The sequence below is a fragment of the Marinospirillum minutulum DSM 6287 genome, assembly GCF_000422325.1.
Classification (GTDB): Bacteria; Pseudomonadota; Gammaproteobacteria; order Pseudomonadales; family Halomonadaceae; genus Marinospirillum; species Marinospirillum minutulum.
This window is the reverse complement of record NZ_AULO01000009.1, coordinates 310,554-335,253: the sequence shown is the minus strand read 5'-3', so window position 1 is coordinate 335,253 and position 24,700 is coordinate 310,554. Positions and strand designations below refer to the sequence as shown.

Here is a 24,700-nt window from a genome sequence, read left to right as displayed (position 1 = left end):
TAGGGCGCTTATTTGCGCTCCTGCTCCTGATCAACCTTAGTTGCTTTAACATCAATAGGGTCTTTATCTGCTGCTGTTTTTTCTAGGTTTTCTGAACTCGCTTCTTGCTCGCCTTCTTTCATAGCTGATTTAAAGCCTTTTACGGCACTGCCTAAATCGCTACCTAAGCTACGGAATTTTTTAGTTCCAAAAATTAGAACAACTATGCCTAGTACAATAAGAAGCTGCCAAATACTAATGCCACCAAAGCCCATGATTATCTCCTACTATAGATCAAACTATCGATTAAAGGATTGTTATTTGTTACTACGACTCGCTTTTTCATCCAAGCCAGAAATGCCCATACGGCGAGCTAGCTCATTAAGTACATCTTGATAACTTATGTCTAAGTGCGACAGCATAACGAGTGAATGAAACCAGAGATCTGCTGTTTCCGCAACGACTTCATTTTTAGCGCCCAAGGATTCTGCATCTTTAGCTGCTAAAATTGTTTCTGTGGCTTCTTCGCCCACTTTTTCTAAAATCTTGTTTAGCCCTTTATGGTGCAACTGGGCGACATAAGAACTGGTAGGGTCGGCCTGTTTACGTTCTTGCAAAATAACAGCTAGCTGTTGAAGGATATCACTCATTAACACTACTGCCTTGTTAAACCAAAAAAAAGTAACTAAGAATAATTAAAACCCGCTCAATACACCAGCAGCCTAACGTCTAAGTAATATTAAAAGCCCTACACCACCCACTACCCAAGGCTGCCATTCGCCTTCAAGCAAGGGCAGAAGGTAATCACCCAAGCCAGTAACTAAAGCTAAACCCAGTAGCAGACTACCAATTAAAAGCTGGCCATTACGACGCCGGTTTTTAGCCATTTCGTTTTTTAGCTCAGTAAGAACTAGGCGCTGCGCTTGCTGATCTTTTTGCCAGTTACCTAGTTGACTTAAACCTTCATGCGCTAACTGAGGTAGCTCAGGAACTAACTCTAGCCAATCGGGTAATTTCTCTTGAGCTTTTTTAAGAATACCACGCGGACCGACACGTTGTTTCATCCAATTTTCTAAAAAGGGTTTAGCCGTAGTCCACAAATCTAATTCTGGGTAAAGCTGCCTACCTAAGCCTTCAATATTCAGCAGTGTTTTTTGTAACAAAACTAGTTGTGGCTGCACTTCCATATTAAAACGCCTTGCTGTTTGGAATAAACCTAACAACACCTGCCCAAAAGAAATGTCTTTTAAAGGCTTTTCAAAAATAGGCTCGCAAACGGCGCGAATAGCCGCAGCAAATTCATTGGCACGTGTACCTTCGCCAACCCAGCCAGATTCTATGTGTAACCTTGCAACCTCATGGTAGTCTTGCTTAAAAAAGGCTAATAGGTTACGTGCCAGGTAGTTTTGATCTTCAACACTTAAAGAACCCACAATACCGCAATCTATAGCAATGTACCTTGGGCTTTCTGGTTTACTGGTATCTAAAAATATATTGCCTGGGTGCATATCGGCATGAAAAAAGTTATCGCGAAACACTTGGGTAAAGAAAATCTCTACGCCGCGTTCTGCCAATTTTTTCATGTTCACTTGATGCGCTTTAATGGTTTCTACTTCTGCAATAGGTACACCATAAATGCGCTCTTGCACCATTAAATTTCTACGTGTAAAAGGCCAATGGATGGATGGCACATAAAGTAAAGGTGAGTTTAAAAAGTTGCGTTTAAGTTGCGAGGTGTTAGCTGCTTCTTTTTGTAAATCTAACTCATCCATCAAGCTAACTTCATAATCTGCTACCACGGCAACCGGATGAAGGCGACGTGCATCAGGCACTAAGCGAAGCACTAAATGTGCCAGCATGTATAAAAGCTGCACATCTTTTTTAATAACTTTTTCTACCCCAGGGCGAATCACCTTAACAACAACCTTTTCTCCCGTATGCAGGGTAGCAGCATGAACTTGCGCAACAGAAGCTGAAGCTAAAGCTTCACTTTCAAACTCAGCAAAGGCCTCTTCCACTGACATACCTAAGGCCTTTTCTATGGTTGCCTTAGCCTGTGCTGCTGGGAAGGGTGGCACTTGGTCTTGTAATTTTCTTAGCTCATCGGCTACATCGGGCGGCAATAAGTCGCGCCGTGTTGATAGCATTTGTCCAAACTTAGTAAAAATTGGGCCGAGTTCCTCTAAGGCCAAACGCAGCCGCTCCCCCCGTGTATAGTTTTTCATAGGGAAAAGTTGTGCTGGATTCAAGCGCATTAGCAGCACTAGAGCAAAAGGTAGGCGATCTAAGGGAATTAAACTGTCTAAGCGGTAACGTAAAGAAATCCAAGCAATACGAAAAGCACGGTATAAGCGTCCCACTTATTTTTCTCCTGCTATTGGCTGTAACTGCTTTTCTAATAGGTTAATGCGTGCTTCTAAACGGTCGACATCTAGCCTAAGCTCATGCAAGGCATCTTCTGCCACGTGCCAGCTATCTTTGCCCGGCAAAACACCTGCTTCATCATCTAGGTAAGACTTAATATCTTCACTAGCAGAAAGTGTTAAGCGTTCCCCAAACTGCAGCAGTTGGTTAAAACCAGCTTGAATAGAAGCAAGTGGTAAAGGCCCAGCAGCACGTGTGATTAGCTCTTGGGTATCCAAACCCAAGCCTGCAAGAAGTTCTTGTAACACTTCTAGCAGGTGGGTATTACCACCGACACTAACATTTGGCCCAAATAAAATTTGATTAGCATTTTTACTGGTTGCCATCTTCAAATAGTCTTGAGCTGAAGCAAGTATCCAAGCATCTGCAGGTGCTTCACCTTGACGATAAAAGTAAAATCCATCTTCTGCTACCTGCATTCTTAATTGTAAATTTAACCCACTCACTTGAAACTCAATGCAGCTACCCTGTAGTTTTTCAAAGGCAGCAGTAGCAGCACCCTCTTGAAGAATAGCCTGCCTTAACAAAGGGTTAACTAAGCTTTCAAGCGCTGTTAAAACACTCAGCGGTAATTGCATAAAATTTCAGCTTCCTTGAAAGTAAGTTACAGCTTAAAACCACGGTGCAAAGCAACCACACCTGAAGTCATATTGTGGTATTCCACATCACTTAAACCAGCATTAATCATCATTTCTTTTAGTGTTTCTTGGTCTGGGTGCATACGAATGGATTCCGCCAAATAACGGTAGGAGTCACTATCACCGGCCAAAAGTTTGCCCATTAAAGGTAAGGCTGTAAAAGAATAAAGGTCATAAGCTTTAGACATTAGTGGGTTAGTTGGCTTAGAGAACTCCAGTACCAATAAGCGACCACCTGGCTTAAGAATACGTGCCATATCCTTCAGAGCTTTGTCTTTATCAGTAACGTTACGCAAGCCAAAAGCTATGGTAATGACATCAAAGTGATTGTCTGGAAAAGGTAAAGCTTCTGCATTGGCTTGTACAAAACGAATATTACCGCCATAACCTTTATCAAGCAGACGATCACGGCCAACCTTAAGCATAGAAGCATTAATATCAGCCAGAATCACCTCACCCTCTTCACCCACTAGGCGTGAAAACTGCATGGTTAAATCGCCTGTACCACCGGCGATATCTAACACCTTATGACCTTTACGCACACCCGATAACTCAAGGGTAAACTTCTTCCACAAACGATGAATGCCCATCGACATCATATCGTTCATCAAGTCATATTTAGTGGCTACGGAATCAAAAACCCCAGCAACCCGCTTAACTTTTTCATCAACCGGCACCTCTTGGTAACCAAAGTGGGTTGTTTTATCTTGTTGCTCTTGTGTCATGATTGGGTACCTACATCAACAGCGAGTGGAATAAGTTTTGGAGTGCGGCTTTCGCCAGCTGCTGCTAGTTGATCTAAATACCGCTGCCACCAAACTTCTTTATTTTCACCTAGTTGCCAAAAATAATCCCAGGTGAATAGCCCTGTGTCATGCCCATCATCAAAACTTAACTTTAAGGCATAACGTCCAACGGGTTCAATTTTCCAAATACGCACATCTTTCTTGCCTACTTGCAACTTAGGTGAACCATGCCCCTGCACTTCAGCAGAAGGCGAGAGCACTCTTAATAGCTCAGCTGAAAGTTCAACTAGCTTTCCATCAGCATAATGCAACTCTAAGCAATGACGACTTTTGCTGTAATGGATTTTTGTTGGCTGGGGTGTGGCCATGTTGCACCTTTAAAGAATGTAACGTGAAAGATCTTGGTCTTTAACCAGCTCGCCTAGCTGCTTATTAACATACTCAGCATCAACCACTAGCTTACCGTTAAGGCTTTCTGTTGCAAAACTGGCTTCTTCTAATAAGCGCTCTATTACGGTATGCAAACGGCGTGCACCAATGTTGTCGGTGTTTTCGTTCACTTCGTAGGCTATTTCTGCCAAGCGATTAATACCATCATCGGTAAAGCTAAGTTCTACACCCTCTGTGGCTAAAAGTGCTATTGCTTGGCGAGTTAAAGAGGCCGTAGGTTCGGTTAAAATGCGGCGAAAATCTTCGGTTGTCAGTGCTTTAAGCTCTACACGAATAGGCAGGCGGCCTTGCAGCTCTGGAATTAGATCTGAAGGTTTAGCTAGGTGAAAAGCACCTGAAGCTATAAATAAAATATGGTCGGTTTTAACCATGCCATATTTAGTGCTAACCGTACTGCCTTCTATTAGGGGTAACAAGTCACGCTGCACACCTTCGCGTGATACATCACTACCACCCGAACTTTCACCACGTTTACATACCTTGTCTAACTCATCTAAAAAGACGATGCCGTTTTGTTCAACTAAATCAACCGCTTCACGCTTAATTTCTTCTTGGTTAACCAAACGTGCCGCTTCTTCATCACGTAATTGACGCTGGGCATCACGAATTTTTAACTTAGTGGTGCGGCGCTTTTTTTGATCTAGGTTAGAGAACATGCTTTGTAGCTGCTGGGTCATTTCTTCCATACCCGGCGGGCTCATTATCTCTACACCAATTTGTGGCCCGGCCACTTCAATTTCTATTTCTTTATCGTCTAGCTGGCCTTCACGTAATTTTTTACGGAACATTTGGCGAGTTGCCGATTCTTCTGTCGCAGCGGTGTTAGCTTCTTCGCCTCTGGCTGGCGGTAACAAGGCATCAAGAATGCGTTCTTCAGCTGCATCTTCTGCTAATACATTATGTTTACCCATGGCTTCTTCACGCAGCATTTTTACTGCCGATTCCATTAGGTCACGAATAATGGTTTCTACATCACGGCCGACATAACCTACCTCAGTAAATTTAGTGGCTTCAACTTTAATAAAAGGCGCTCTGGCAAGCTTGGCTAAACGGCGAGCAATTTCTGTTTTGCCCACACCGGTTGGACCAATCATTAAAATATTTTTTGGGGTAACTTCTGCGCGCAAGTCTGGATCTAACTGCATTCTGCGCCAGCGGTTACGAAGGGCAATAGCAACAGAGCGTTTGGCATCAGCCTGACCAATAATAAAACGATCTAACTCACTTACAATTTCTCTTGGCGTCATGCTGCTCATTTCTTTATCCCTTCAATGGTTATCTGGTGGTTAGTAAAGACACAAATATCACCGGCTAACTCTAAACTTTTTTCAACAATTTCTTGAGCGGATAGCTCGGTATTTTCAAGGAGCGCCCGCGCTGCTGCCAAAGCAAAATTACCGCCCGAACCTATGGCTAGTACGCCGTGTTCTGGCTCAACGACATCGCCTGTACCGCTAATGCATAAAGTGGCGGTTTCATCGGCAACAACTAACATGGCTTCTAAACGCCTTAGCGCTCGGTCAGTCCGCCAGTCTTTAGCCATTTCAACGGCGGCTCTAACTAGCTGACCGTGGTGTTTTTCTAGCTGGCCTTCAAAGCGTTCAAACAAGGTGAAGGCATCGGCTGTACCACCGGCAAAACCGGCTAGAATTTTATCGTTATAAAGGCGACGGACTTTACGTGCATTGCCTTTCATCACGGTATTACCTAAAGAAACCTGGCCATCACCGCCAAGTACAACTTCGTTATCTCGACGTACGCACACTATGGTGGTCATACCGTCTCCTTAATTAGGGGTTATTGATTGGGGCACTGTCGACTGCTCAACCTCTGGTTCATCACGCAATCTTAACAGCATAAAATCAAGTCCAGCCTTAGCTAAATCATTTTGTGCTCGGGCAAGTAAGCGTCTATCTTGGTAAGGACCCACTTGTACACGGTGCCAAGTATCACCACTCCCCGTTTCTACTTCACTCACTCGTATGCGGTCATAACCTAAACTTTTCAAGCGTTCTTCTTGCCTTTTAGCATCGGCAGCGCTACGAAAGGAGCCAACTTGCAACATAAAACGGGGCTGATCTTCAGCTTCTCTAGGTGTTGATTTATAGGCTTCAATTTCTGGTGCTACGACTTCGCTTTCTGGTAGCAGGGTATAAAAATCAAAACGTGGTGTTGATTGGTCTTTAGCTTTAGCTGGTGCTTCTTTAGGCTTTTCTTCATTTTTAGCCTGAGGCACTTTTTTAACTTCAGCAGCAATTAAGGGTGGTTTTGCTTGTAGGGGCGTTTGGCTAGAGGGCTGACTTAAAATTGCGGCAAGGAAGCCTGCCACCAAACCTAGTGTCAACCAACCCCAACCGGGCAAACGATCCCAGAAATTCACATCAACTGGCTCTTCTTCAACAGTGCGTGGACTTGCACCGCGAGACCTAGTTGTTTCGTTTTTTTCTGGTGTAGTGCGCTTTCGTTGACGGCTAGCAAAGTCTTTAGCCATTATACCCCTCCATTCCTTAGTAACATCTAATTAGGGAGCCGGTGTACTACATAGAATCAGGTGCAGTAACACCTAGCAGATCTAAACCTTTAGCAAGAACCTTCCGTGTTGCGGCTGCTAGCATAAGCCTTGCTGTTCTAACTTGAGCGTCTTCCACTAAAAACTGATTAGCGTTATACCAAGAGTGCATCGCTGCGGCTAAATCGCGCAGGTATTGGGCAATTTGGTGGGGTTCAAGTTCCCTTGCTGCTTTTTTTACTACTTCAGGGAAACGTGCTAATAAATTCAATACCGCTTGCTCTTGATCGGTATTCAGTTGTGCTAGGCATTCAGTCGCTTTTTCAGACCAGCTATAACCTTTTTCTTCTGCCTGACGTGCTACACTAGCTAAACGGGCGTGAGCATATTGAATGTAATAAACTGGGTTGTCGTTGGTTTGTGAGCGCGCTAAATCTATATCGAAAGTTAGCTGTGAACTAGGCGCACGCGCCGCTAAGAAATAACGGGTAGCATCGCAGCCTACCTCATCAATTAAATCACGCAGGGTCACGTAGCTGCCCGCCCGCTTAGAAATTTTAACTTCTTCACCATCACGCATTACTGTCACCATCTGGTGCAGCACATAATCGGGCCAGCCTTCAGGAATGTCCACTTTTAGCGCTTGTAGCCCTGCTCTTACACGGGTAATGGTTGAATGGTGATCAGCACCCTGTTCATTAATTACTTTTTTAAAGCCGCGTTGCCATTTATTCAAGTGGTAGGCTACATCGGGCACAAAGTAGGTATAACCACCATCAGTTTTACGCATAACGCGGTCTTTATCATCACCAAAGTCAGTAGTACGCAACCATAAAGCACCACCTTCTTCGTAGGTAAAGCCGTTATCAATTAATTTTTTTACTGCCGCTTCAACCAAGCCTTCTTGGTAAAGTGACGATTCTAAATAATAAACATCAAAAGCCACACCAAAGGCTTTTAAATCTAAATCTTGTTCACGGCGCAAGAAGGCCACTGCAAAACGGCGAATGGCATCTAAATCATTAACATCAGCATTGGCTGTTACCTGCTGGTCATCTGCAATGACTGTGTCGCCAGCAAGAAAAGAGTTGGCAACATCAACGATATAATCGCCTTGGTAGCCATCTTTTGGCCAGCTAGCGTCTTCTGGGCCTAAACCCTTGGCACGCGCTTGTACCGACAAGGCTAGGTTATCTATCTGAGCGCCAGCATCGTTATAATAAAACTCGCGCGTTACCTGCCAGCCAGTAGCTTCTAATAAACGGCTTAAACAATCACCTACAGCAGCACCCCGCCCATGACCTATATGTAAGGGGCCGGTGGGGTTAGCAGAAACAAACTCGATTTGTACTTTTTCACCCTGACCAACATTGCTCTGACCAAAAGCTTCATCTTCTAGCACCTGGCTTACCACCGAAGTGAGTGTAGCTTGAGATAAAAAGAAGTTAATAAAGCCTGGGCCGGCAATTTCCATCTTAGAAACTTTTTGGCAAAAATCGGTATTGGCCTGTAAACGCTGCACTATAATTTCAGCTAAATCCCTTGGCTTTTTTCCTGCTGGTTTAGCAGCCATTAAAGCAAGATTGCAGGCTAAATCGCCATGCGCCTTATCCTTGGTGTTATCAATTTGAATGCGAGGCTGAAAATCTTCAGGTAAAAGTTGGTCAGATTTTAGCTGGGCAACAATAAGATCTAGGTGTTCAGAGATAAAAGCTTTCATGTATTAAGACTAGCCTAGGGGTTGGTTCAATTAGAGAAATAGGAATAACTGAGCATTATCCAAGGAAGGAACGCAAAAGTCACCCGTCACGGTTTGCGACTAGGCCAATTTGTCTGATTAATTTTAGGTAAATAAGCCTGATACTGGCTTAGAGAGATATAGTTAGCCTGCCGCATACTCTGTAAAACATTGCGATACTTGCGACGTAAGGCTGGGGTTAAATTACGGTTTTGATAAAGGCTGTAATGGTAGCGTCTTGGGCTAGGTAGCATTAGTGTCAGCCAAGCCCCTTCTGCAGCATTCATTTGCGCTGGTTTTTTAGAAAAATAATAGCGTGAAGCTGCAGCAACGCCATAAACATCAGGGCCAAACTCCGCTAAGTTTAAATAAAGTTCCAGAATTTCATTTTTACTAAAGGCAGCTTCTAAACGGCGGGTTAAAACAGCTTCTTGTAGCTTGCGGTAATAGCTTTGTTGCTGATTCAAAAAGAGATTTTTAACGGTTTGTTGGCTTAAAGTGCTGCCCCCAAAAGCGACACCACCACGGCGTAAATTAGTAATAAAAGCATCTAATAATGCATCGTAATCTAAGCCTCGGTGCTGAAAAAAGCGTGCATCTTCTGCCATAACCACGGCATACATTAAATCGCGATTAATCTTGCGCAAGGGTACCCAAGCATAATAAGCCGTTGGTACTTCAAGTTGCTTGGTAACTCGTTTTTCTGCCTGCTGCTGTAAATCGGCAAAGCTTTGCCCGGCAACATCTGGCAAGCTGTAAAAAAACCAACCCAACAAGCTACCGCTGATTAGTAAAAAAGTGAGCGTTATCCAGCCCAACAAATATACAAAGCGCTTAAACCAACTCACTGGAATGGCCAATAAAGCCTTAATCTTTTGCATGAATGGGTGAGGTTTAGTGCTTTTTTTACGAGTTGGCTTACGCATCCCTTTTATTCCTTTCCTAGCCTAGCACCCAACCTTCAGCGGTACTTTTTTCTGTGTAACCCAGCTTGGCTACTAAAGCCTGAGCTGGAGCATTGGCCTCTAAATCCATTATGCGAAGCGATCGATTAGTTTTACTTGCTTCTAAAGCCAGTAAATTCAATAAACGGGTTGCCACTCCACGGCGTTGGGTTACTTTTCTTACCCTTAAATCGGTTAACTTCCAACAATTAGCTTCTTCGGTCACTAACACAGCGCCCAACAAATGGTCATTAAACAATCCACCAGCAAACCAACTATTAGGTTGAGTTAAAGCTTTAGCAACAAAGGCTGGTGCAGAAGCATCCAAAACCTCAGTATAAATTTTGTTTAAATCAACTAACCAAGCTGGCTGTTCTTCAACCGCTTTAGAGTCAGCTTTAACCAAGAATACAGGCATGCCACTATCCTTTATTGAATTTAAAAAAGCATCTTAGCAAAAAACTATAGCCTGCATAAAAACCTCTGCGCTGCCTTTCAGCGTTGCAACTGTTATAATTGTTCTATCTAAAGCTTCTTTAAGGGTTAAAAACACCATGAGTGCACGCATTGCAAGTGTAAGTCGCGACACGTTAGAAACTAAAATTAAAGTTAAAATCAATCTAGATGGCAGTGGCGTTTTCTCCTGTAACACGGGGATTGGCTTTTTAGACCACATGCTAGAGCAGGTTGCCCGCCACGGTCAGATAGATATGGAAATTGAAGTGGATGGCGACCGTCATATAGACGATCACCACAGCGTGGAAGACTTAGGCATTACGCTAGGTCAGGCATTTGATAAAGCCGTGGGCGATAAAAAAGGCATGGTGCGTTACGGCCATTCCTATGTGCCTTTAGATGAAGCCTTATCTCGCGTGGTTATCGACTTCTCTGGTCGCCCCGGCTTATTTAAAGAGGTTGAATTTACCCGTGCAGCCATTGGTGGTTTAGATACGCAATCTTTATGGGAATTCTTTTACGGCTTTGTAAACCATGCCCGCGTTACGCTGCACATAGATAACTTAAAAGGTGTGAATGCCCACCACCAAGCTGAAAGCATCTTTAAAGCCTTTGGTCGAGCTTTACGTATGGCTCTATCTGCCGATGAACGCATGGCAGGACAAATGCCTTCAACCAAGGGTGTGCTCTAAGTTATGGATTTAGTCATTATTGACTATGGTATGGGTAATTTACATTCCGCCCACAAGGCAGTAGAAAAAGTAGCCGCTGGACGTAAAACAGTGGCTATTTCATCTGACCCTGAAGTGATACGCAAAGCCGAGCGGGTTATTTTACCCGGCGTGGGTGCTATGCGAGACTGCATGGCTGAAATGACCAATACTGGCCTACTGCCGGTTATTGCTGAGTGCTTACAAAACAAACCTTTTCTGGGTATTTGTGTTGGCTTTCAAGCACTAATGCAAACTAGCGAAGAAAATGGCGGTGTTGATTGTTTAGGCCATTTTCAGGGGCGGGTGAAGTTTTTTGGTAAGAACCTAGTTGACTCAAATGATCAGCGCTTAAAAGTACCCCACATTGGCTGGAACCAAGTTCAACCAACCCAAGACCACGCACTTTGGCAGGGCATTTCTGCAGCCGAATACTTTTATTTTGTGCATAGCTATTATGTAGAAGCCAAGCAACCAGAACAGCGTTTGGCTAGCTGTGATTACGGCGCAATTCATTTTGATGCCGCCCTAGTAGAAAACAACGTTGCCGCTGTGCAGTTTCACCCAGAAAAAAGTGCCGCAGCTGGCCTACAACTGCTTAACAACTTCCTCAACTGGAAACCCTGACCTTTACTATTGGAAACCTGTCACCATGTTAATTATTCCTGCAATTGATTTAAAAGATGGCCAGTGTGTACGCCTAAGACAAGGCCGTATGGAAGAATCCACCAGCTATGGCGATGATCCAGTTGAAATGGCTGCACGTTGGGTGAAAGCAGGCTGTCGTCGCCTACACCTAGTTGACCTTAACGGTGCTTTTGATGGCAAGCCAGTGAATGGTAAAGCAGTGACTGACATTGCCCGTGCTAACCCCGGCCTACCCATTCAAATTGGTGGCGGTATCCGTTCTGCTGCCACCATTGAACACTACCTAGAAGCCGGTGTGCAGTTGGTTATTCTTGGTACTAAAGCGGTGAAAGAACCCGAGTTTGTGACAGAAATGTGCCGTCTTTTCCCTGGTCATATTATTGTTGGTCTTGATGCTAAAAATGGCATGGTTGCTACTGATGGTTGGGCAGAAGTGTCTAACCAACGTGCGACCGACCTAGCCAAACGCTTTGCCGATGATGGTGTGAGCAGCATTGTTTACACTGATATTAGTCGTGATGGCATGATGCAGGGTGTAAACATTGAAGCCACAGTAGAACTGGCTCAGTTGGGCGGTTTACCAGTCATCGCTTCAGGTGGTGTCACTGACTTAGGTGATGTTGAGCGCCTTGTTAAAGTAGCCGACCAAGGCATTATTGGCGCTATTACTGGCCGTGCAATTTATGAAGGTTCACTTGATTTAGCCGCCGCACAAAAGCTAGCCGACCAAGGCTAAGGAAAAACTATGACCGCAATTAAACCAACGACCCTAACAAAACGCATTATTCCTTGCTTAGATGTAGACAAAGGCCGAGTAGTAAAAGGCGTTAACTTTGTTGGTATTCGTGATGCTGGCGACCCTGTTGAAATTGCCAAGCGTTATAACGACCAAGGTGCTGATGAAATTACCTTTTTAGACATTACTGCCAGCACTGAAGACCGTGGCACTACGCTAAAAATGGTTGAACAAATTGCTGGTGAAATTTTTATTCCGCTCACGGTCGGTGGTGGTGTGCGTAGCTGTGAAGACATTCGCCGCCTACTGAATGCCGGTGCCGATAAAGTCTCTATCAATACCGCTGCTGTCACTAATCCAGAACTGGTTAAAGAAGCCGCTGAACGCTTTGGTAGCCAGTGCATCGTAGTTGCTATTGATGCTAAAAAAGTTTCGGCTGAAGGTGAAGCAGACCGTTGGGAAATTTTTACCCACGGTGGCCGCAACCCAACGGGGCTAGATGCCATAGAATGGTCGAAGAAGATGGTCGAGCTAGGTGCTGGTGAACTTTTACTTACCAGTATGGACAGAGATGGCACCAAAAATGGTTTTGATTTAGGTGTCACTCGTGCCATAGCCGATGCAGTGAGCGTGCCGGTGATTGCTTCTGGGGGTGTGGGTAACTTACAACACCTAGTTGATGGTGTTTTAATTGGTCATGCCGATGCAGTGCTTGCAGCAAGCATTTTCCACTTTGGTGAACACACCATTCCTGAAGCCAAGCAATTTATGGCCGATCAAGGCATTCCAGTACGTTTATGACTTTTCAAGCATTATGATTCTTAAAACAAGAGCTACAAGCCAGCCGCCTGTGCTGGCTTTTGTCATTTTATGGTTAACAGGGCTTTATTTAAGGCTACCCATACTGGTTATACCACCTTTAACCGCAGCCATAGATGATGACTTTAATCTGCCACAGGCGCTCTTAGGCAGTCTAACCACCCTGCCCATTTTAATGCTTTCGGTTGGAGCTATTTTAGGTTCGCTGGTGATTATTCACCTAGGCGCACGCACTACCCTAGCCATGGCCTTGGCTTTAGTAGGGCTAGCTTCAGCCGCTAGAGGCTTAACTGACCAACTAGCCTTGTTACTTAGCTTTAGCGCCTTTATGGGGCTAGGCATTGCCATAATGCAACCTGCACTGCCCGCCTTATTAACCCGCTGGCTACAACCCACTCAGCTCGCTTTAGGTAGTGCGGTTTATATGAATGGCATGTTAATGGGGGAATTTATTGGTGCTGGTTTAACCCTGCCGATTTTAATGCCTTGGTTAAATAATAGCTGGCAACTTACCCTTTTAGTTTGGTCTTTGCCTGCCTTGCTGGTAGTAGCGCTGTTGTTTTTGCCTAAGCAACACCCCTTACCTGCAACCAACAATAAAGCCAACAAAAGCTGGATGCCTAACTGGTCAGACCCTTTGTTATGGCGCATGGGCTTTTTACTGGCAGTCAGTGCTTCATTGTTTTTTGGCGGTAATGCCTATTTAAGTAGCTTTTTAGAAGCCCGTGGTGAAAGCCATTTACTGCAAGCCGCTTTTTTCTGGTTCAACATAGCGCAGATGTTCGCCTCAATTTTAATGCTATTTATGGCGAGGCGTTGGATAGCTAGAATACTACCCATTAAAATTAGCTTAATAGCAACCATTGCTGGCATGTTAGGTATGCTGTTATTTAATGGCTGGCTAAGCTTAATGTTTGGTTTTATGTTGAGTTTTTGGGCAGGAATACTACTGATTCTTTTGGTTGCTTTGCCGCCACAACTGCGTTCAGGGCACGAAGCTGGCAAGCTAGCCGCTGGTGCTTTTACAGTTTCTTACAGCTTGTCTTTTTTCTTACCCTTGGCAGGTGGTTTAGTGGCAGACTGGTTTGAACAGGCTTCGCTTAGCCTGTGGTTCTTGCTTGTTTTATCGCTTCCAGCTATTCCTTTAGCTTGGGGTTTTCCCCTACAGAACAAACGCTAGAGCGTACCACGGATATGCAGTTTAAAGGTATCTGGGTCAAGCAGGGTTTCCCGCAAGGGGCGACCCGGCTTGTACTTAACGTCATAGTTCAAAATTCTACTCACCTGCTCTCGCGTCTCATCACTCGCATTCACCCCTAGCGTTATTGATAAAACAGCCTTAGGTGGGAAATTATAAAAGTGAACCAGCTTACCATTGGTTAAAGGCTTACTACTTTTAGCTTCATCTATTGGGCGAATTAGCCTAATTTCTTCTTCTGCCGCATATTCAGCAGGGCGATGAAACAAGGCTGGAAAAGGCTTAACAGGATGGTCTGCTTGGGGACGAGGCTTGCCATAAACAACAGGCCGTAACACTTGTTTTTTACTATTAAAACCTGGGTAGCTGGTATCTAGCTCTAACACTAAACCTCGGTGCTGGTCTGCCCAACGATCCCAGAGTAAGGGGTTATCTGGACGAGCAAAAAAACGGGCAATGGCGAGTTCTTGGTAAGACTCAGGATTGGGTAAAATAGCAGGCTTACCCTGCCGTCCTTTTTTCATTTGTTGTTCTATTTTAGGGCGTTTTTTTTGTGCTTCAACTTGAAATATTTCCCAAGTCATCAAGCCTTTAAGCTGGGGTGGCAAAGCTTTAAATTGGCGTTTTAATTCTTTTTGAAAATCTGCTTCACTAATCCGTATAGCTTGGCGCTGAATCATGCGTGCATTGTTTTGGTAAGGGTCAAGCAGATCTGCCACTTCGCTTAGGTGTAAACGTGCATGACGCAACACATCGAGTTGCAAAGGATTAAGGTAAAGGTAAACCTTCACTTAGAAATGCCTTTAATGGGTTTTTCTACAACTAGTGCAGGTAAGTAAATAGTATTAAATTCTTCGGGCAAACGACGTAACTTACCACTACTCAGGGTTACACAGGCAAAGTAGGTATAACCACGCATTAAGGTTTTTTGATCACTGACTCGAATTAATTGAAAGCGCCTTGCTACCCTAAAGCGTTGATCATACTCAACTATCCAAGTTGCCATTTCTAACGTTTCACCTTCAAAGGCTGGCGCTAGGTAATCTATTTCATGGCGAATCACTACCAAGGCTCTGTCTAAACGTTCATAATCTTCAATTGTTAAACCCAGCTTATTAGAGTGCTGCCAGCTAACCTCTTCAATATAACGTAGGTATTCAGCATTATTAACATGCCTGTAATGATCTATGGCTTCAGCCGAAACGGTAAACCGTGTAGTAAAAGGCTGCGCTAAATCCCATTGCATTAAATTCTACCTATTGAATAATTAAAGGGTTTCCAACAAGGCTGCATAAGCTGTTGCATCTAACAAGCTTTGCCATTCTTTATCTAGCTGAGCAGCATCGGCTTCAAGAACAAAAATCCACGTAATGAGTGGCGCTTCATTCAATACCTCAGGCGTGTCTTCTAAATCTGTATTACAGGCTATTAACTTGCCACTGACTGGTGACTGAATTTCAGAAGCGGTTTTAACTGATTCAATACCGGCTAGCACTTCGCCCGCTGCAACTTCTTTACCCAGTTCAGGCAGTTCAACATAAACAATATCACCCAAAGCATCTTCAGCGTGTTGGCTAATACCCACGCTCACTTGAGTTTCATTAATTCTTTTTGCCCATTGGTGAGTAGTGCTAAAACGCTGTTCGTTACTCATACTTGCTAACCTTTTTAATCTTTTAGTTTTAATTTATGCTGGCTTTTGTCACGGTAATCCACCACTTTACGCTGTAAAAAAGCGGCTAACTCTTCAGTGGTTTTACCTTCTTCGATACGTGCCGCTGGCAACCACATAGGGCCTGGGTAAACCAAAAAACCTTCTTGTGTACGAACTACCCGTTTAATTTGATTCCATTCAAGTGTCTGCTTTGGTTTAGCATCCACTTGAATGGTTATTTTTTCTTCTTCTAAATTGTATTTCAGGTTAACGCCCTCCATGCCCGAGCGTTTAAAAGCTCGTCTAAACATGCGTATCATCAAAGCACCACGCAGCGCATACCAGCACAAGCCAGCTGCTATTAGCACTAAATCCCAAACTGAATAGGTAAAGCCTCGATGCGCTATATTGATAGCCAGCAAACCCGCTAGGGTAAAAATAACCAGCCACATAGTGGCCTTACCCCGACCACTACGTGGCCCTAGTTCAAAATCATAAAGCGCTAGACGAACAAATTGGGGCTCAGTCCAACGATACTCAATATTCATAGTTAACCTTTATTGTTATTAGGAAAAAAGTTTATAAAGCTGGGAAGGGTATTTTATTAATCGCCACCCAAACTATGTAAGCAACGCTTAATAAAGCCATAGCATAAGCCCAGAGCTTGCCACGCTTAATTGCAATCGTGCCAAAAGCTATATAGGCAAGCAGCCCCACAACCTTGGCGGTTATCCAAGCAGAATTATAAAAAGGCCACTGACCTAGGTGGTAGCAAAGCGCTAAAGCGGCAATCAGTAAAACAGTATCGTTACCATGAGCAAGAATACGCACCCATTTATTGCGTATCCAGCCAGCACCCATGAGTGCAGAAGCACCGCGAATGGCAAAAAATACCACACTAATCGTAATCGTAAGCATGTGTAGGTGCTTAAATGCTTCGTAACCCATAATGACCAACCTTAAGTTAAATTTATTAAAATTAAAAAGAAGTATCTTACCAGATGCAAAATTAAATCGGCATTAGGTCTGGCAGGCTTTACACCATACACTGGCACGTTGACCTAACTTAACTTCTTGTAAAACAGCACCACAAGCCTTGCAAGCTAAGCCGCCCCGACCATAAACGTTTAGCTCTTGTGCAAAATAACCTGGTTTACCATCACCACCTACAAAGTCACGCAGCGTTGTACCACCCTGCTCTATGGCTGCTGCTAACACTTCACGAATAATTTCTACCAAACGCTGGTAACGCTTAAGGCTTACTGTACCAGCAGCTCTGCGTGGGTCGATGCCTGCACGAAACAAGGCTTCGCTTGCATAAATATTACCCACACCCACCACTTGAGCGTTATCCATAATAAATACTTTAATGGCTAGCTTGCGGTTTCTGGAACGCTGAAAAAGTGCTTGGGCAGTAAAGGCATCACTTAAAGGTTCTGGCCCTAACTTCTTTAAAAGCGCATGTTCTGAAGCAGCGCCTTGATAATCTAATAAAGCGCCAAAACGGCGGGGGTCGTGGTAGCGCAGCCGCATGGGCGCTTGGTAATCTTCCGCTAAAGCCGCTACTTGCAGTTCTACATGGTCATGCTTTTTCCAAGGTTCATCGGGCGCAACTAACCTTAAACTGCCCGACATACCTAAATGCCAAATAAAACCCCAGTTAGCTTCTTGTGCTTCTTTTTCAAGCACTGGAAAAATTAAATATTTAGCGCGGCGCTGCAAAGGTGCCAGCTTTAAACCTTTCACCCGCTGCGGTAAATCTTCAGGAATAGGCCAGCGTAACTTAGGTTGGCGTACTTCTAGCTTTTCAATCGTTCGGCCTTCTAACCAAGGGTTAATGCCTTTACGGGTTGTTTCAACTTCGGGCAACTCTGGCATATCAGCCTCCTAGTTAGTATTTAAAAAAACATAAAAAAACCCGGGCCACCTGCGCAGACCGGGTTTTTCAACAAGTGAGGCTAATCAATTACTTGATTTTAGCTTCCTTGTAAGTAACAACCTTACGAACAACTGGATCGTATTTATTACGTTCTAGTTTTTCTGGGGTGTTACGCTTGTTTTTCATAGTGGTGTAAAAGTGACCAGTACCGGCACTAGAAACCATTTTGATTTTCTCACGCATGTTTATTGCTCCAGTAATTGTTTAAGCAGAACTTAAACTTTTTCGCCGCGCTTAGCGATATCGGCTAAAACTTGCTCGATACCTTTTTTGTCAATCATACGAATACCCTTGCTGGATACACGTAGCTTAACAAAACGCTTCTCTGACTCAACCCAAAAGCGGTGAGTGTGCAAATTTGGCAGGAAACGACGACGCGTTTTACGCTGCGAGTGGGAAACATTGTTCCCGGTTAGCGGTTTTTTACCGGTAACTTGGCAAACCATGGACATTATATGCCTCCAGTCAATCTAAGGGCGCAGGTGTTGGAAAAATGAAAGGCGCCTTTATACCAGAAGGGCAGCCCGCAGGCAAGCCGACAAACCATCCAGGTTAAAACGCTGGCGTATTATAGCAGACCTCTGGCAGCAAAAGACACTGGTTCTCCATCACCAATTATAAGATGATCTAAAACTCGCACATCAATACAGGCTAAAGCTTCTTTCAATCTTTTTGTAATCAGTTCATCAGCATTACTTGGTTCAGCAATGCCCGAAGGGTGATTGTGCGCCATTATGACGGCTGCAGCGTTGTGTGCCAAGACTAACTTAACAACTTCTCGCGGATAAACAGAAGCACCATCTAGAGTGCCACGAAATAAAACTTCAAAATGCAGTACACGATGCTGGTTATCTAATAGTAATAAAGCAAATACTTCATGGGGCAAATCACGTAACTGAAGCTTTAAATAACGCCCAGCCGCTTCAGGGCTAGTTAGCCCTTCACCACGCTTAAGCTCTGCTTCAAGGTAACGGTGCGACATTTCTAACATGGCCTGCATTAAAGCAAACTTGGCTGGCCCTAACCCAAGATGGGCACAAAACTCTTTTTTACTGGCTAGTAATAAAGGCCTTAAACCACCAAAGGAATGCAGCAGCTCTTTGGATAGATCAACGGCACTTTTACCCTTAATGCCCGTATTAATAAAAATGGCTAGTAGTTCTGCATCGGTTAGGTAGGAAGCGCCTTTTTCTAATAGCTTTTCTCTAGGACGCTCATCGGCTGGCCAGTCATTAATTCCCATAGTGAAACCTCCCTGCTGATTTCTCAGTCAAATGCTAAACATGGTAAGGTTAGCCTCCTTCTACTCAGGGGTTAATTGATCCATGACAGGACTTAATAATAAACGCCTACTGCTTGGTATTAGTGGTGGTATTGCTGCTTATAAAAGTGCCTTTTTAGCACGCTTACTGGTTAAAGCCGGTGCCCAAGTACGTGTTGTTATGACACAAGGCGCACAAGCTTTTGTGCAGCCGCTAACCTTTCAAGCCTTAACAGGCAACCCAGTGCATACCGGCTTGTTAGATCCTGAAGCTGAAGCGGGTATGGGGCATATAGAGCTAGCGCGCTGGGCAGATTTAATTATGATTGCGCCCACCACTGCCGATTTGATGGCACGTCTAGCCACAGGGCAAGCAGGCGATCTATTAACCACTTTATGCCTAGCTAGCAAAGCGCCTGTTCACCTAGCGCCAGCCATGAACCAAGCCATGTGGCAGCACCCAGCTACGCAACGTAATACGCATTTATTAGAAGAACTGGGTTATACAATTATTCCACCGGCAGAAGGTGAACAAGCTTGTGGCGATGTTGGCGCTGGGCGTTTACCTGAACCTGAAGCACTTTTTAATTGGGTAGAAAGCTTTTTTCAAACAAACCAGCCCAAACTAACTAAAAAACTAGGGGAAGGTTTACGCATAACGATTACCGCTGGCCCCACCCAAGAACCTTTAGACCCAGTACGCTACTTATCTAACCATAGCTCCGGCAAAATGGGTTATGCCCTAGCAGCCGCAGCGGCAGAGCTCGGTACAGAGGTACAGCTTATCTCTGGCCCTGTAAACCTAACCGTTCCCGCTGGTGTAAACTGCACTCAAGTCATTACCGCAGAACAAATGCTAGAAGCCTGTGAAAAGCTACGCAGCACAACCGATATTTTTATTGCCTGTGCGGCAGTGGCAGATTACCGCGCTGAAGCGGTGGCTGATCAAAAACTAAAGAAGCAAGCTAATCAAGATGAGCTGGTTTTAAAGCTAGTAAAAAACCCTGATATTCTAGCTACTATGGCTAAAGCAACTGACAACAAGCAACAACCGCGCCCTTTTTGTGTAGGCTTTGCGGCTGAAACACAACAGGTTGAAGACTATGCTCAAAACAAGCTGATTAATAAAAATTTAGATGCCATTGTTGCTAACGATGTAAGTGATAGCAGCATAGGTTTTGGTAGTGATCAAAACCGCGTCATTTTATTTACCCGTTCAGGCAAACAAATTAACCGAGATCCTCTGCCACTAAACAGCAAGCAGGCTTTAGGACAACAATTAATGTTAAAACTCTTGGCCTTTTATAAGGAACAGCAAATACTATGAATCATCCTGAAATAAAACACCCCAAGGTCGCAGTAAAAATTCTCGATTCAAGAATCGGTACTAGCCTTCCTTTACCTAGCTATGCAACGGAAGGTTCAGCAGGTATGGATTTACGTGCCTTATTAGATGAAGCCCTAGTAATTGAGCCTGGCTCTACCCACCTAGTACGCACAGGGCTAGCCATTCATTTAGCAGACCCTAGCCTTGCAGGTATTATTTTACCCCGCTCAGGACTTGGCCATAAGCACGGTATTGTTTTAGGAAATCTGGTAGGGTTAATTGATTCAGACTACCAAGGTGAATTAATGATTTCTGTCTGGAATCGCGGTCAAACCCGCTTCACCCTAGAACCCGGTGAACGCCTAGCTCAATATGTAATAGTGCCAGTTATTCAGGCAGAGCTAGAGGTAGTGGAAGACTTTGCAGCCACAGAACGTGGTACAGGTGGTTTTGGTAGTTCTGGTCGCCACTAATACCAGCCCATATTAGCGCCAAGAGGATTAAACATGAGTGATGTTCCTGCTTCTATTTTTCGTGCCTATGATATTCGTGGCATAGTTGGAAAAACCCTAACACCTGAAACAGTGCAGCTTATCGGCAAAGCACTGGGTTCAGAGGCGGCCACAAGAGGAGAGACAACGATTGTTGTAGCACGTGATGGGCGTGTTTCTGGCCCAGCCATGATAGAAGCCTTAAAAAAAGGCATTCTAGAAACAGGCCGTGATGTAATAGACATAGGCATGGTACCCACACCTACCCTCTACTATGCAGCCATGCAAATAGAAGGCACCAGCTCAGGTATTATGGTCACTGGCAGCCACAACCCACCCGACTACAACGGTTTTAAATGTGTATTGGCTGGCGAAACCTTACATGGTGCTGCTATTACAGACCTCTACCGCCGCATAGTTGAAGCCGATTTCAAGCAAGGTCAAGGCTTTGAAAAAAATCACGACATTAAAGATGAATATATCAATGCCATTCTTGAATCCGTTCAACTAAAGCGCCCGCTTAAAGTTGTTGTAGATACGGGCAATGGTGTGGCTGGCGAACTCGCACCCCGCTTAATGAAAGAACTAGGCTGCGAAGTTATTCCCCTCTTTACAGAAATTGATGGCACCTTCCCTAACCATCACCCAGACCCAGGTAAGCCAGAAAACTTAAAAGACTTAATTGCCAATGTTCAATCGAATCAAGCCGATTTAGGCCTAGGTTTTGATGGTGATGGCGACCGTGTGGGTGTAATTACACCTTCTGGTACTCTTATTTTCCCAGATCACCTAATGATGGCTTTTGCCGAAGACCTCATTAGCCGTAACCCAGGTGCAAAAATTATTTACGATGTAAAATGCAGCGGCAATCTAGGTAAGGTTATTAGTGCTGCCGGTGGCAAACCAGAAATGTGGCAAACAGGTCATTCCCTAATTAAAGCACGCATGAAAGAAACAGGTGCACTACTAGCAGGTGAAATGAGTGGTCATATTTTCTTTAAAGAACGTTGGTTAGGCTTTGATGATGGGCTTTATGCCGCAGCCAGATTATTAGAAATTCTAGCGGCTCAAGATTTAGATGCTGATGCCTTCTTTAGCCAATACCCGCAAGACTTAAGCACACCAGAAATTAATATTGAAGTCACTGATGAAAACAAATTTGATCTAGTGCAAAGACTAGCGCAAGAAGGTGACTTTGGTGCTGGACAAAAAACCACCCTAGATGGTATTCGTGTTGATTACGAAGATGGCTGGGGGCTTTGCCGAGCGTCTAACACCACACCAGTATTGGTACTTAGATTTGAAGGTAAAACGCCCGAAGCACTTGCCAGAATAAGCGATACTTTTCGTACTGCACTAACAAAAATTGATGCCAGCCTTGAGCTGACTTTTTAATTGAGACTCGCTATGACACCAACACCTTCTGACGCCAGCCCACAAACTGTTGTTACTGTTTTATCAGAAGCTTTACCCTATATTCAAAAGTTTTCTGGTAAAACGCTGGTTATAAAATACGGCGGCAACGCCATGACTCAAGATGATTTAATCGATTCCTTCTGCCGTGACGTTGTATTGCTAAAAGAAGTCGGTATTAACCCCGTTGTTATTCACGGTGGCGGCCCACAAATTGGCGACCTGCTTGAACGCTTAAAAATTGAATCAAAATTTGTGAATGGTATGCGTGTTACCGACAGCGCCACTATGGATGTAGTACAAATGGTGCTAGGCGGCTTGGTTAACAAAGAAATTGTTACCCAACTTAATATGGCTGGCGGTAAAGCCATAGGTTTAACCGGTAAAGATGGCCAATTAATTAAAGCTAAAAAACTGCAAGTAAGCCACAAAACACCTGAAATGATGGCGCCCGAAATTATTGATATTGGTCAGGTAGGTGAAGTAGAGTCGGTTGATGTTTCTTTAATAGAAATGTTAACTAGCCGTGACTTTATTCCTGTTATTGCGCCCATAGGTGTTGATGCCAAAGGTGCATCTTACAATATTAACGCCGACTTAGTCGCTGGCAAGGTTGCCGAAGCCTTAAAAGCAGAAAAACTTATTTTGTTAACCAACGTGGCAGGCTTACAAGATAAAAAAGGCAAGGTATTAACAGGCTTAACAACCGCACAGGTTGATGCACTAATTGCCGATGGCACCATCTACGGTGGAATGCTACCCAAAATTAACTGTGCATTAGATGCTGTAAAAGGTGGTGTTCATACTGCGCACATTATAGATGGCCGTGTGCCTCATGCCACCCTACTCGAAATCTTTACCAATGCTGGCGTGGGTACACTTATTACCAACCAAACCAATGCAGCGGTTGAAGCAACTAACTTAGTCGAATCTTAATAGGATAAGTCAAAGTGCAAGAACAGCAACCAGTGAAGCGTAAAAGGACCACGCAACGAAGGGATGAAATTCTTCAAGCGTTAGCAAAAATGCTGGGTGACCAGCATCAAGGACGTATTACCACCGCAACACTTGCCAAAGAAGTAGGGGTTTCGGAAGCTGCTCTTTATCGCCATTTCAGCAATAAAGCCAGTATGTACAAGGGATTAATCGAGTTCATAGAAGAAAGCCTCTTTACTCGAATCAACATCATCATGAAAGAGCAAAGCGCTACCTTGGTGCGCTGTGAGCACCTTTTAACCCTAGTGCTGGCTTTTGCAGAACATAACCCAGGGCTCTGCCGTCTACTTACCGGCGAAGCCCTAGTGGGTGAAGATGAAGCACTTTGTAATCGTATTTCACGTTTATTTGATCGTATTGAGGTACAAATTAAACAAGTTTTACGAGAAACAGAAATACGTGAAGGAAGAAAAGTTGTACTACCAACAACCGCTGCAGCCAGTATGCTACTGGCTATAGTAGAAGGCCGCATAGTGCAATTTGTGCGCAGTGGTTTTCAGCGTAGACCAACACACGAATGGTCTATTCAGTGGGAACATTTAGCTAACGGTTTAGTTATTTAAACCACTGCTAAAAGCCACGCCAAACACCGTCATATAAAGTGGTAGCAGAACCCTCCATAAATACGGGGGTTCCATTTCCCTGCCACTCTATTTCCAGCTCTCCACCAGGCAAATACACCTTCACTTTTTCATTCAACCAACCCGCACGCCTACCCGCCACCACTGCTGCACAAGCACCTGTTCCACAAGCAAGGGTTTCGCCTGCACCTCGTTCATAAACCCTAAGCTTAATGGCATCTGGCGCCAACACCTGCATAAAGCCAACATTCACCTTAGAAGGAAAACAAGAATGGGACTCCAAAAGTGCACCTAAACGTTGCACTGGCGCAGTATCAACACTTGCAACCGGCAATACAGCATGAGGATTACCCATATTAACCACCGCCAGCTTTACCAATTCACCACCGGTTTCTAATTTATAAAAGTCAGCTTCCTGCCCAGTAATAAAAGGAATTTCACTTGGCTTAGTTTTAGGAATGCCCATATTGACCTTCACTAGCCCTGTAGGGGTTATGCTCAGTTGAATAATGCCTGCGCTGGTTGCAACACGAATAGGGTTTTTATTGGTTAAACCTTTATCACGCACATAAATGGCAAAACAACGCGCACCATTACCACACTGCTCAACCTCGCTACCATCGGCATTAAAAATGCGGTAATTAAAATCGACATCCTTTTGTCGCGATGACTCCACCAGAAGCAACTGATCAAAACCAACACCAAAATGTCGATCCGCTAAAAGGGTTAATTGCTCTGGCGCTAAATCAATAGGTGCTTGGGTAGCATCTAGCACCATAAAATCATTACCTAAACCATGCATTTTGGTAAAGGTTAAAGGAGTAGAAATACTGCTCATCGTTAAGGCTCCACTAAATAAATACTTTTTCAGATAAAACACTTAGCGAGAAACGTGCCAACCTTAAAAATAGCACAAAGCCTTGTAAATCAAAGGCTGGCTAATAATAAAAACAAACCAACTGCGCTTTAAAAGTGCAACAGCACTTTAACGGTGCGCCAAATAACATAAAACCCGCTCTATAAAAACCTAACTATCTGAAATA

32 protein-coding genes are annotated in these 24,700 nt (G+C 44.2%); 10 read left to right on the top strand and 22 right to left on the bottom strand.

What is annotated here, in order from left to right:
• Positions 1-8: 8 nt before the first annotated feature.
• From tatA to H571_RS15435, 12 genes are all read right to left on the bottom strand, one after another.
• Positions 9-254, bottom strand: a complete 246-nt coding sequence (gene tatA / locus H571_RS0103395) for a Sec-independent protein translocase subunit TatA (RefSeq protein ID WP_027848084.1) — start codon at positions 252-254, stop codon at positions 9-11.
• 42 nt (positions 255-296) lie between these two features.
• Positions 297-629 (bottom strand): phosphoribosyl-ATP diphosphatase, encoded by a 333-nt coding sequence (locus H571_RS0103390; protein ID WP_027848083.1) that lies wholly within the window; start codon positions 627-629, stop codon positions 297-299.
• A 72-nt stretch (positions 630-701) separates the two neighbouring features.
• Complete coding sequence (gene ubiB / locus H571_RS0103385) at positions 702-2,339, bottom strand: ubiquinone biosynthesis regulatory protein kinase UbiB (RefSeq protein WP_036217347.1); 1,638 nt, start codon at positions 2,337-2,339, stop codon at positions 702-704.
• Positions 2,340-2,981: a ubiquinone biosynthesis accessory factor UbiJ gene (locus H571_RS0103380; RefSeq protein WP_027848081.1), complete on the bottom strand. Its 642-nt coding sequence runs from the start codon at positions 2,979-2,981 to the stop codon at positions 2,340-2,342.
• 26 nt (positions 2,982-3,007) lie between these two features.
• Positions 3,008-3,766, bottom strand: a complete 759-nt coding sequence (ubiE, locus tag H571_RS0103375) for a bifunctional demethylmenaquinone methyltransferase/2-methoxy-6-polyprenyl-1,4-benzoquinol methylase UbiE (protein ID WP_027848080.1) — start codon at positions 3,764-3,766, stop codon at positions 3,008-3,010.
• Positions 3,763-4,155, bottom strand: coding sequence for a gamma-butyrobetaine hydroxylase family protein (locus tag H571_RS0103370; RefSeq protein WP_027848079.1), 393 nt, complete (start codon positions 4,153-4,155; stop codon positions 3,763-3,765). Before H571_RS0103370 ends, ubiE begins: the two co-directional genes overlap by 4 nt.
• A gap of 9 nt (positions 4,156-4,164) precedes the next feature.
• Positions 4,165-5,493 carry an ATP-dependent protease ATPase subunit HslU gene (hslU, locus tag H571_RS0103365; RefSeq protein ID WP_027848078.1) on the bottom strand — a complete coding sequence of 443 codons (1,329 nt, stop codon included), beginning with the start codon at positions 5,491-5,493 and terminating at the stop codon, positions 4,165-4,167.
• Entirely contained in the window at positions 5,490-6,014 is a 525-nt protein-coding gene (gene hslV / locus H571_RS0103360; RefSeq protein WP_027848077.1) for an ATP-dependent protease subunit HslV, read from the bottom strand. The genes hslU and hslV overlap by 4 nt, the downstream gene beginning before the upstream one ends.
• 9 nt (positions 6,015-6,023) lie before the next feature.
• Positions 6,024-6,728 (bottom strand): SPOR domain-containing protein, encoded by a 705-nt coding sequence (locus tag H571_RS0103355; RefSeq protein ID WP_027848076.1) that lies wholly within the window; start codon positions 6,726-6,728, stop codon positions 6,024-6,026.
• A gap of 46 nt (positions 6,729-6,774) precedes the next feature.
• On the bottom strand, positions 6,775-8,466 hold the full coding sequence (argS, locus tag H571_RS0103350; protein WP_027848075.1) for an arginine--tRNA ligase: 1,692 nt from the start codon (positions 8,464-8,466) through the stop codon (positions 6,775-6,777).
• Positions 8,467-8,552: 86 nt separating this feature from the next.
• Positions 8,553-9,410: a monofunctional biosynthetic peptidoglycan transglycosylase gene (mtgA, locus tag H571_RS14045; RefSeq protein ID WP_051168115.1), complete on the bottom strand. Its 858-nt coding sequence runs from the start codon at positions 9,408-9,410 to the stop codon at positions 8,553-8,555.
• Positions 9,411-9,426: 16 nt separating this feature from the next.
• Positions 9,427-9,846 carry an acetyl-CoA sensor PanZ family protein gene (locus H571_RS15435; RefSeq protein WP_051168114.1) on the bottom strand — a complete coding sequence of 140 codons (420 nt, stop codon included), beginning with the start codon at positions 9,844-9,846 and terminating at the stop codon, positions 9,427-9,429.
• A gap of 136 nt (positions 9,847-9,982) precedes the next feature.
• Here H571_RS15435 and hisB point away from each other — a divergent pair, with 136 nt between their 5' ends.
• The 5 genes from hisB to H571_RS0103310 are packed head-to-tail and all read left to right on the top strand — an operon-like array spanning position 9,983 to position 13,977.
• Positions 9,983-10,576, top strand: a complete 594-nt coding sequence (hisB, locus tag H571_RS0103330; protein ID WP_027848074.1) for an imidazoleglycerol-phosphate dehydratase HisB — start codon at positions 9,983-9,985, stop codon at positions 10,574-10,576.
• Between the two features lie 3 nt (positions 10,577-10,579).
• A complete protein-coding gene (gene hisH, locus H571_RS0103325; RefSeq protein WP_027848073.1) occupies positions 10,580-11,221 on the top strand; it encodes an imidazole glycerol phosphate synthase subunit HisH in 642 nt (213 codons plus the stop codon).
• Positions 11,222-11,246: 25 nt separating this feature from the next.
• On the top strand, positions 11,247-11,978 hold the full coding sequence (gene hisA, locus H571_RS0103320) for a 1-(5-phosphoribosyl)-5-[(5-phosphoribosylamino)methylideneamino]imidazole-4-carboxamide isomerase (RefSeq protein WP_027848072.1): 732 nt from the start codon (positions 11,247-11,249) through the stop codon (positions 11,976-11,978).
• A 9-nt stretch (positions 11,979-11,987) separates the two neighbouring features.
• A complete protein-coding gene (gene hisF, locus H571_RS0103315; protein WP_027848071.1) occupies positions 11,988-12,779 on the top strand; it encodes an imidazole glycerol phosphate synthase subunit HisF in 792 nt (263 codons plus the stop codon).
• Between the two features lie 13 nt (positions 12,780-12,792).
• Positions 12,793-13,977: an MFS transporter gene (locus H571_RS0103310; RefSeq protein WP_027848070.1), complete on the top strand. Its 1,185-nt coding sequence runs from the start codon at positions 12,793-12,795 to the stop codon at positions 13,975-13,977.
• Here the strand turns inward: H571_RS0103310 and H571_RS0103305 are convergent.
• The 9 genes from H571_RS0103305 to radC form a co-directional block, all read right to left on the bottom strand.
• A complete protein-coding gene (locus H571_RS0103305; protein ID WP_027848069.1) occupies positions 13,974-14,786 on the bottom strand; it encodes a hypothetical protein in 813 nt (270 codons plus the stop codon). The genes H571_RS0103310 and H571_RS0103305 overlap by 4 nt on opposite strands.
• Positions 14,783-15,241: an acyl-CoA thioesterase gene (locus H571_RS0103300; RefSeq protein WP_027848068.1), complete on the bottom strand. Its 459-nt coding sequence runs from the start codon at positions 15,239-15,241 to the stop codon at positions 14,783-14,785. Before H571_RS0103300 ends, H571_RS0103305 begins: the two co-directional genes overlap by 4 nt.
• Before the next feature lie 21 nt (positions 15,242-15,262).
• A complete protein-coding gene (gene gcvH / locus H571_RS0103295; RefSeq protein WP_036217340.1) occupies positions 15,263-15,649 on the bottom strand; it encodes a glycine cleavage system protein GcvH in 387 nt (128 codons plus the stop codon).
• A gap of 14 nt (positions 15,650-15,663) precedes the next feature.
• Entirely contained in the window at positions 15,664-16,197 is a 534-nt protein-coding gene (locus H571_RS0103290; RefSeq protein ID WP_027848066.1) for a hypothetical protein, read from the bottom strand.
• A 31-nt stretch (positions 16,198-16,228) separates the two neighbouring features.
• Complete coding sequence (locus H571_RS0103285; RefSeq protein ID WP_027848065.1) at positions 16,229-16,597, bottom strand: SirB2 family protein; 369 nt, start codon at positions 16,595-16,597, stop codon at positions 16,229-16,231.
• A 72-nt stretch (positions 16,598-16,669) separates the two neighbouring features.
• Positions 16,670-17,527, bottom strand: a complete 858-nt coding sequence (mutM, locus tag H571_RS0103280; protein ID WP_027848064.1) for a bifunctional DNA-formamidopyrimidine glycosylase/DNA-(apurinic or apyrimidinic site) lyase — start codon at positions 17,525-17,527, stop codon at positions 16,670-16,672.
• Between the two features lie 88 nt (positions 17,528-17,615).
• Positions 17,616-17,771, bottom strand: coding sequence for a 50S ribosomal protein L33 (rpmG, locus tag H571_RS0103275; protein WP_027848063.1), 156 nt, complete (start codon positions 17,769-17,771; stop codon positions 17,616-17,618).
• Between the two features lie 32 nt (positions 17,772-17,803).
• Entirely contained in the window at positions 17,804-18,040 is a 237-nt protein-coding gene (gene rpmB, locus H571_RS0103270; RefSeq protein ID WP_027848062.1) for a 50S ribosomal protein L28, read from the bottom strand.
• A gap of 116 nt (positions 18,041-18,156) precedes the next feature.
• Positions 18,157-18,831, bottom strand: a complete 675-nt coding sequence (gene radC, locus H571_RS0103265; protein WP_027848061.1) for a RadC family protein — start codon at positions 18,829-18,831, stop codon at positions 18,157-18,159.
• Positions 18,832-18,913: 82 nt separating this feature from the next.
• Here radC and coaBC point away from each other — a divergent pair, with 82 nt between their 5' ends.
• Genes coaBC through slmA form a run of 5 tightly spaced genes read left to right on the top strand, consistent with a single transcriptional unit; the run spans position 18,914 to position 23,639 of the window.
• Entirely contained in the window at positions 18,914-20,176 is a 1,263-nt protein-coding gene (coaBC, locus tag H571_RS0103260) for a bifunctional phosphopantothenoylcysteine decarboxylase/phosphopantothenate--cysteine ligase CoaBC (protein WP_027848060.1), read from the top strand.
• Positions 20,173-20,649: a dUTP diphosphatase gene (dut, locus tag H571_RS0103255; RefSeq protein ID WP_036217336.1), complete on the top strand. Its 477-nt coding sequence runs from the start codon at positions 20,173-20,175 to the stop codon at positions 20,647-20,649. The genes coaBC and dut overlap by 4 nt, the downstream gene beginning before the upstream one ends.
• A 33-nt stretch (positions 20,650-20,682) precedes the next feature.
• The gene (locus H571_RS0103250) at positions 20,683-22,062 is read left to right on the top strand and encodes a phosphomannomutase/phosphoglucomutase (RefSeq protein WP_027848058.1); all 1,380 of its coding nucleotides are present in this window, start codon (positions 20,683-20,685) and stop codon (positions 22,060-22,062) included.
• 12 nt (positions 22,063-22,074) lie between these two features.
• On the top strand, positions 22,075-23,016 hold the full coding sequence (gene argB, locus H571_RS14035; RefSeq protein ID WP_051168113.1) for an acetylglutamate kinase: 942 nt from the start codon (positions 22,075-22,077) through the stop codon (positions 23,014-23,016).
• 14 nt (positions 23,017-23,030) lie between these two features.
• Complete coding sequence (gene slmA / locus H571_RS0103240) at positions 23,031-23,639, top strand: nucleoid occlusion factor SlmA (RefSeq protein WP_027848057.1); 609 nt, start codon at positions 23,031-23,033, stop codon at positions 23,637-23,639.
• 7 nt (positions 23,640-23,646) lie between these two features.
• On the opposite strand, the gene dapF is transcribed toward slmA, so the two are convergent.
• Positions 23,647-24,495 (bottom strand): diaminopimelate epimerase, encoded by an 849-nt coding sequence (dapF, locus tag H571_RS0103235; RefSeq protein WP_027848056.1) that lies wholly within the window; start codon positions 24,493-24,495, stop codon positions 23,647-23,649.
• Positions 24,496-24,700 lie beyond the last annotated feature (205 nt).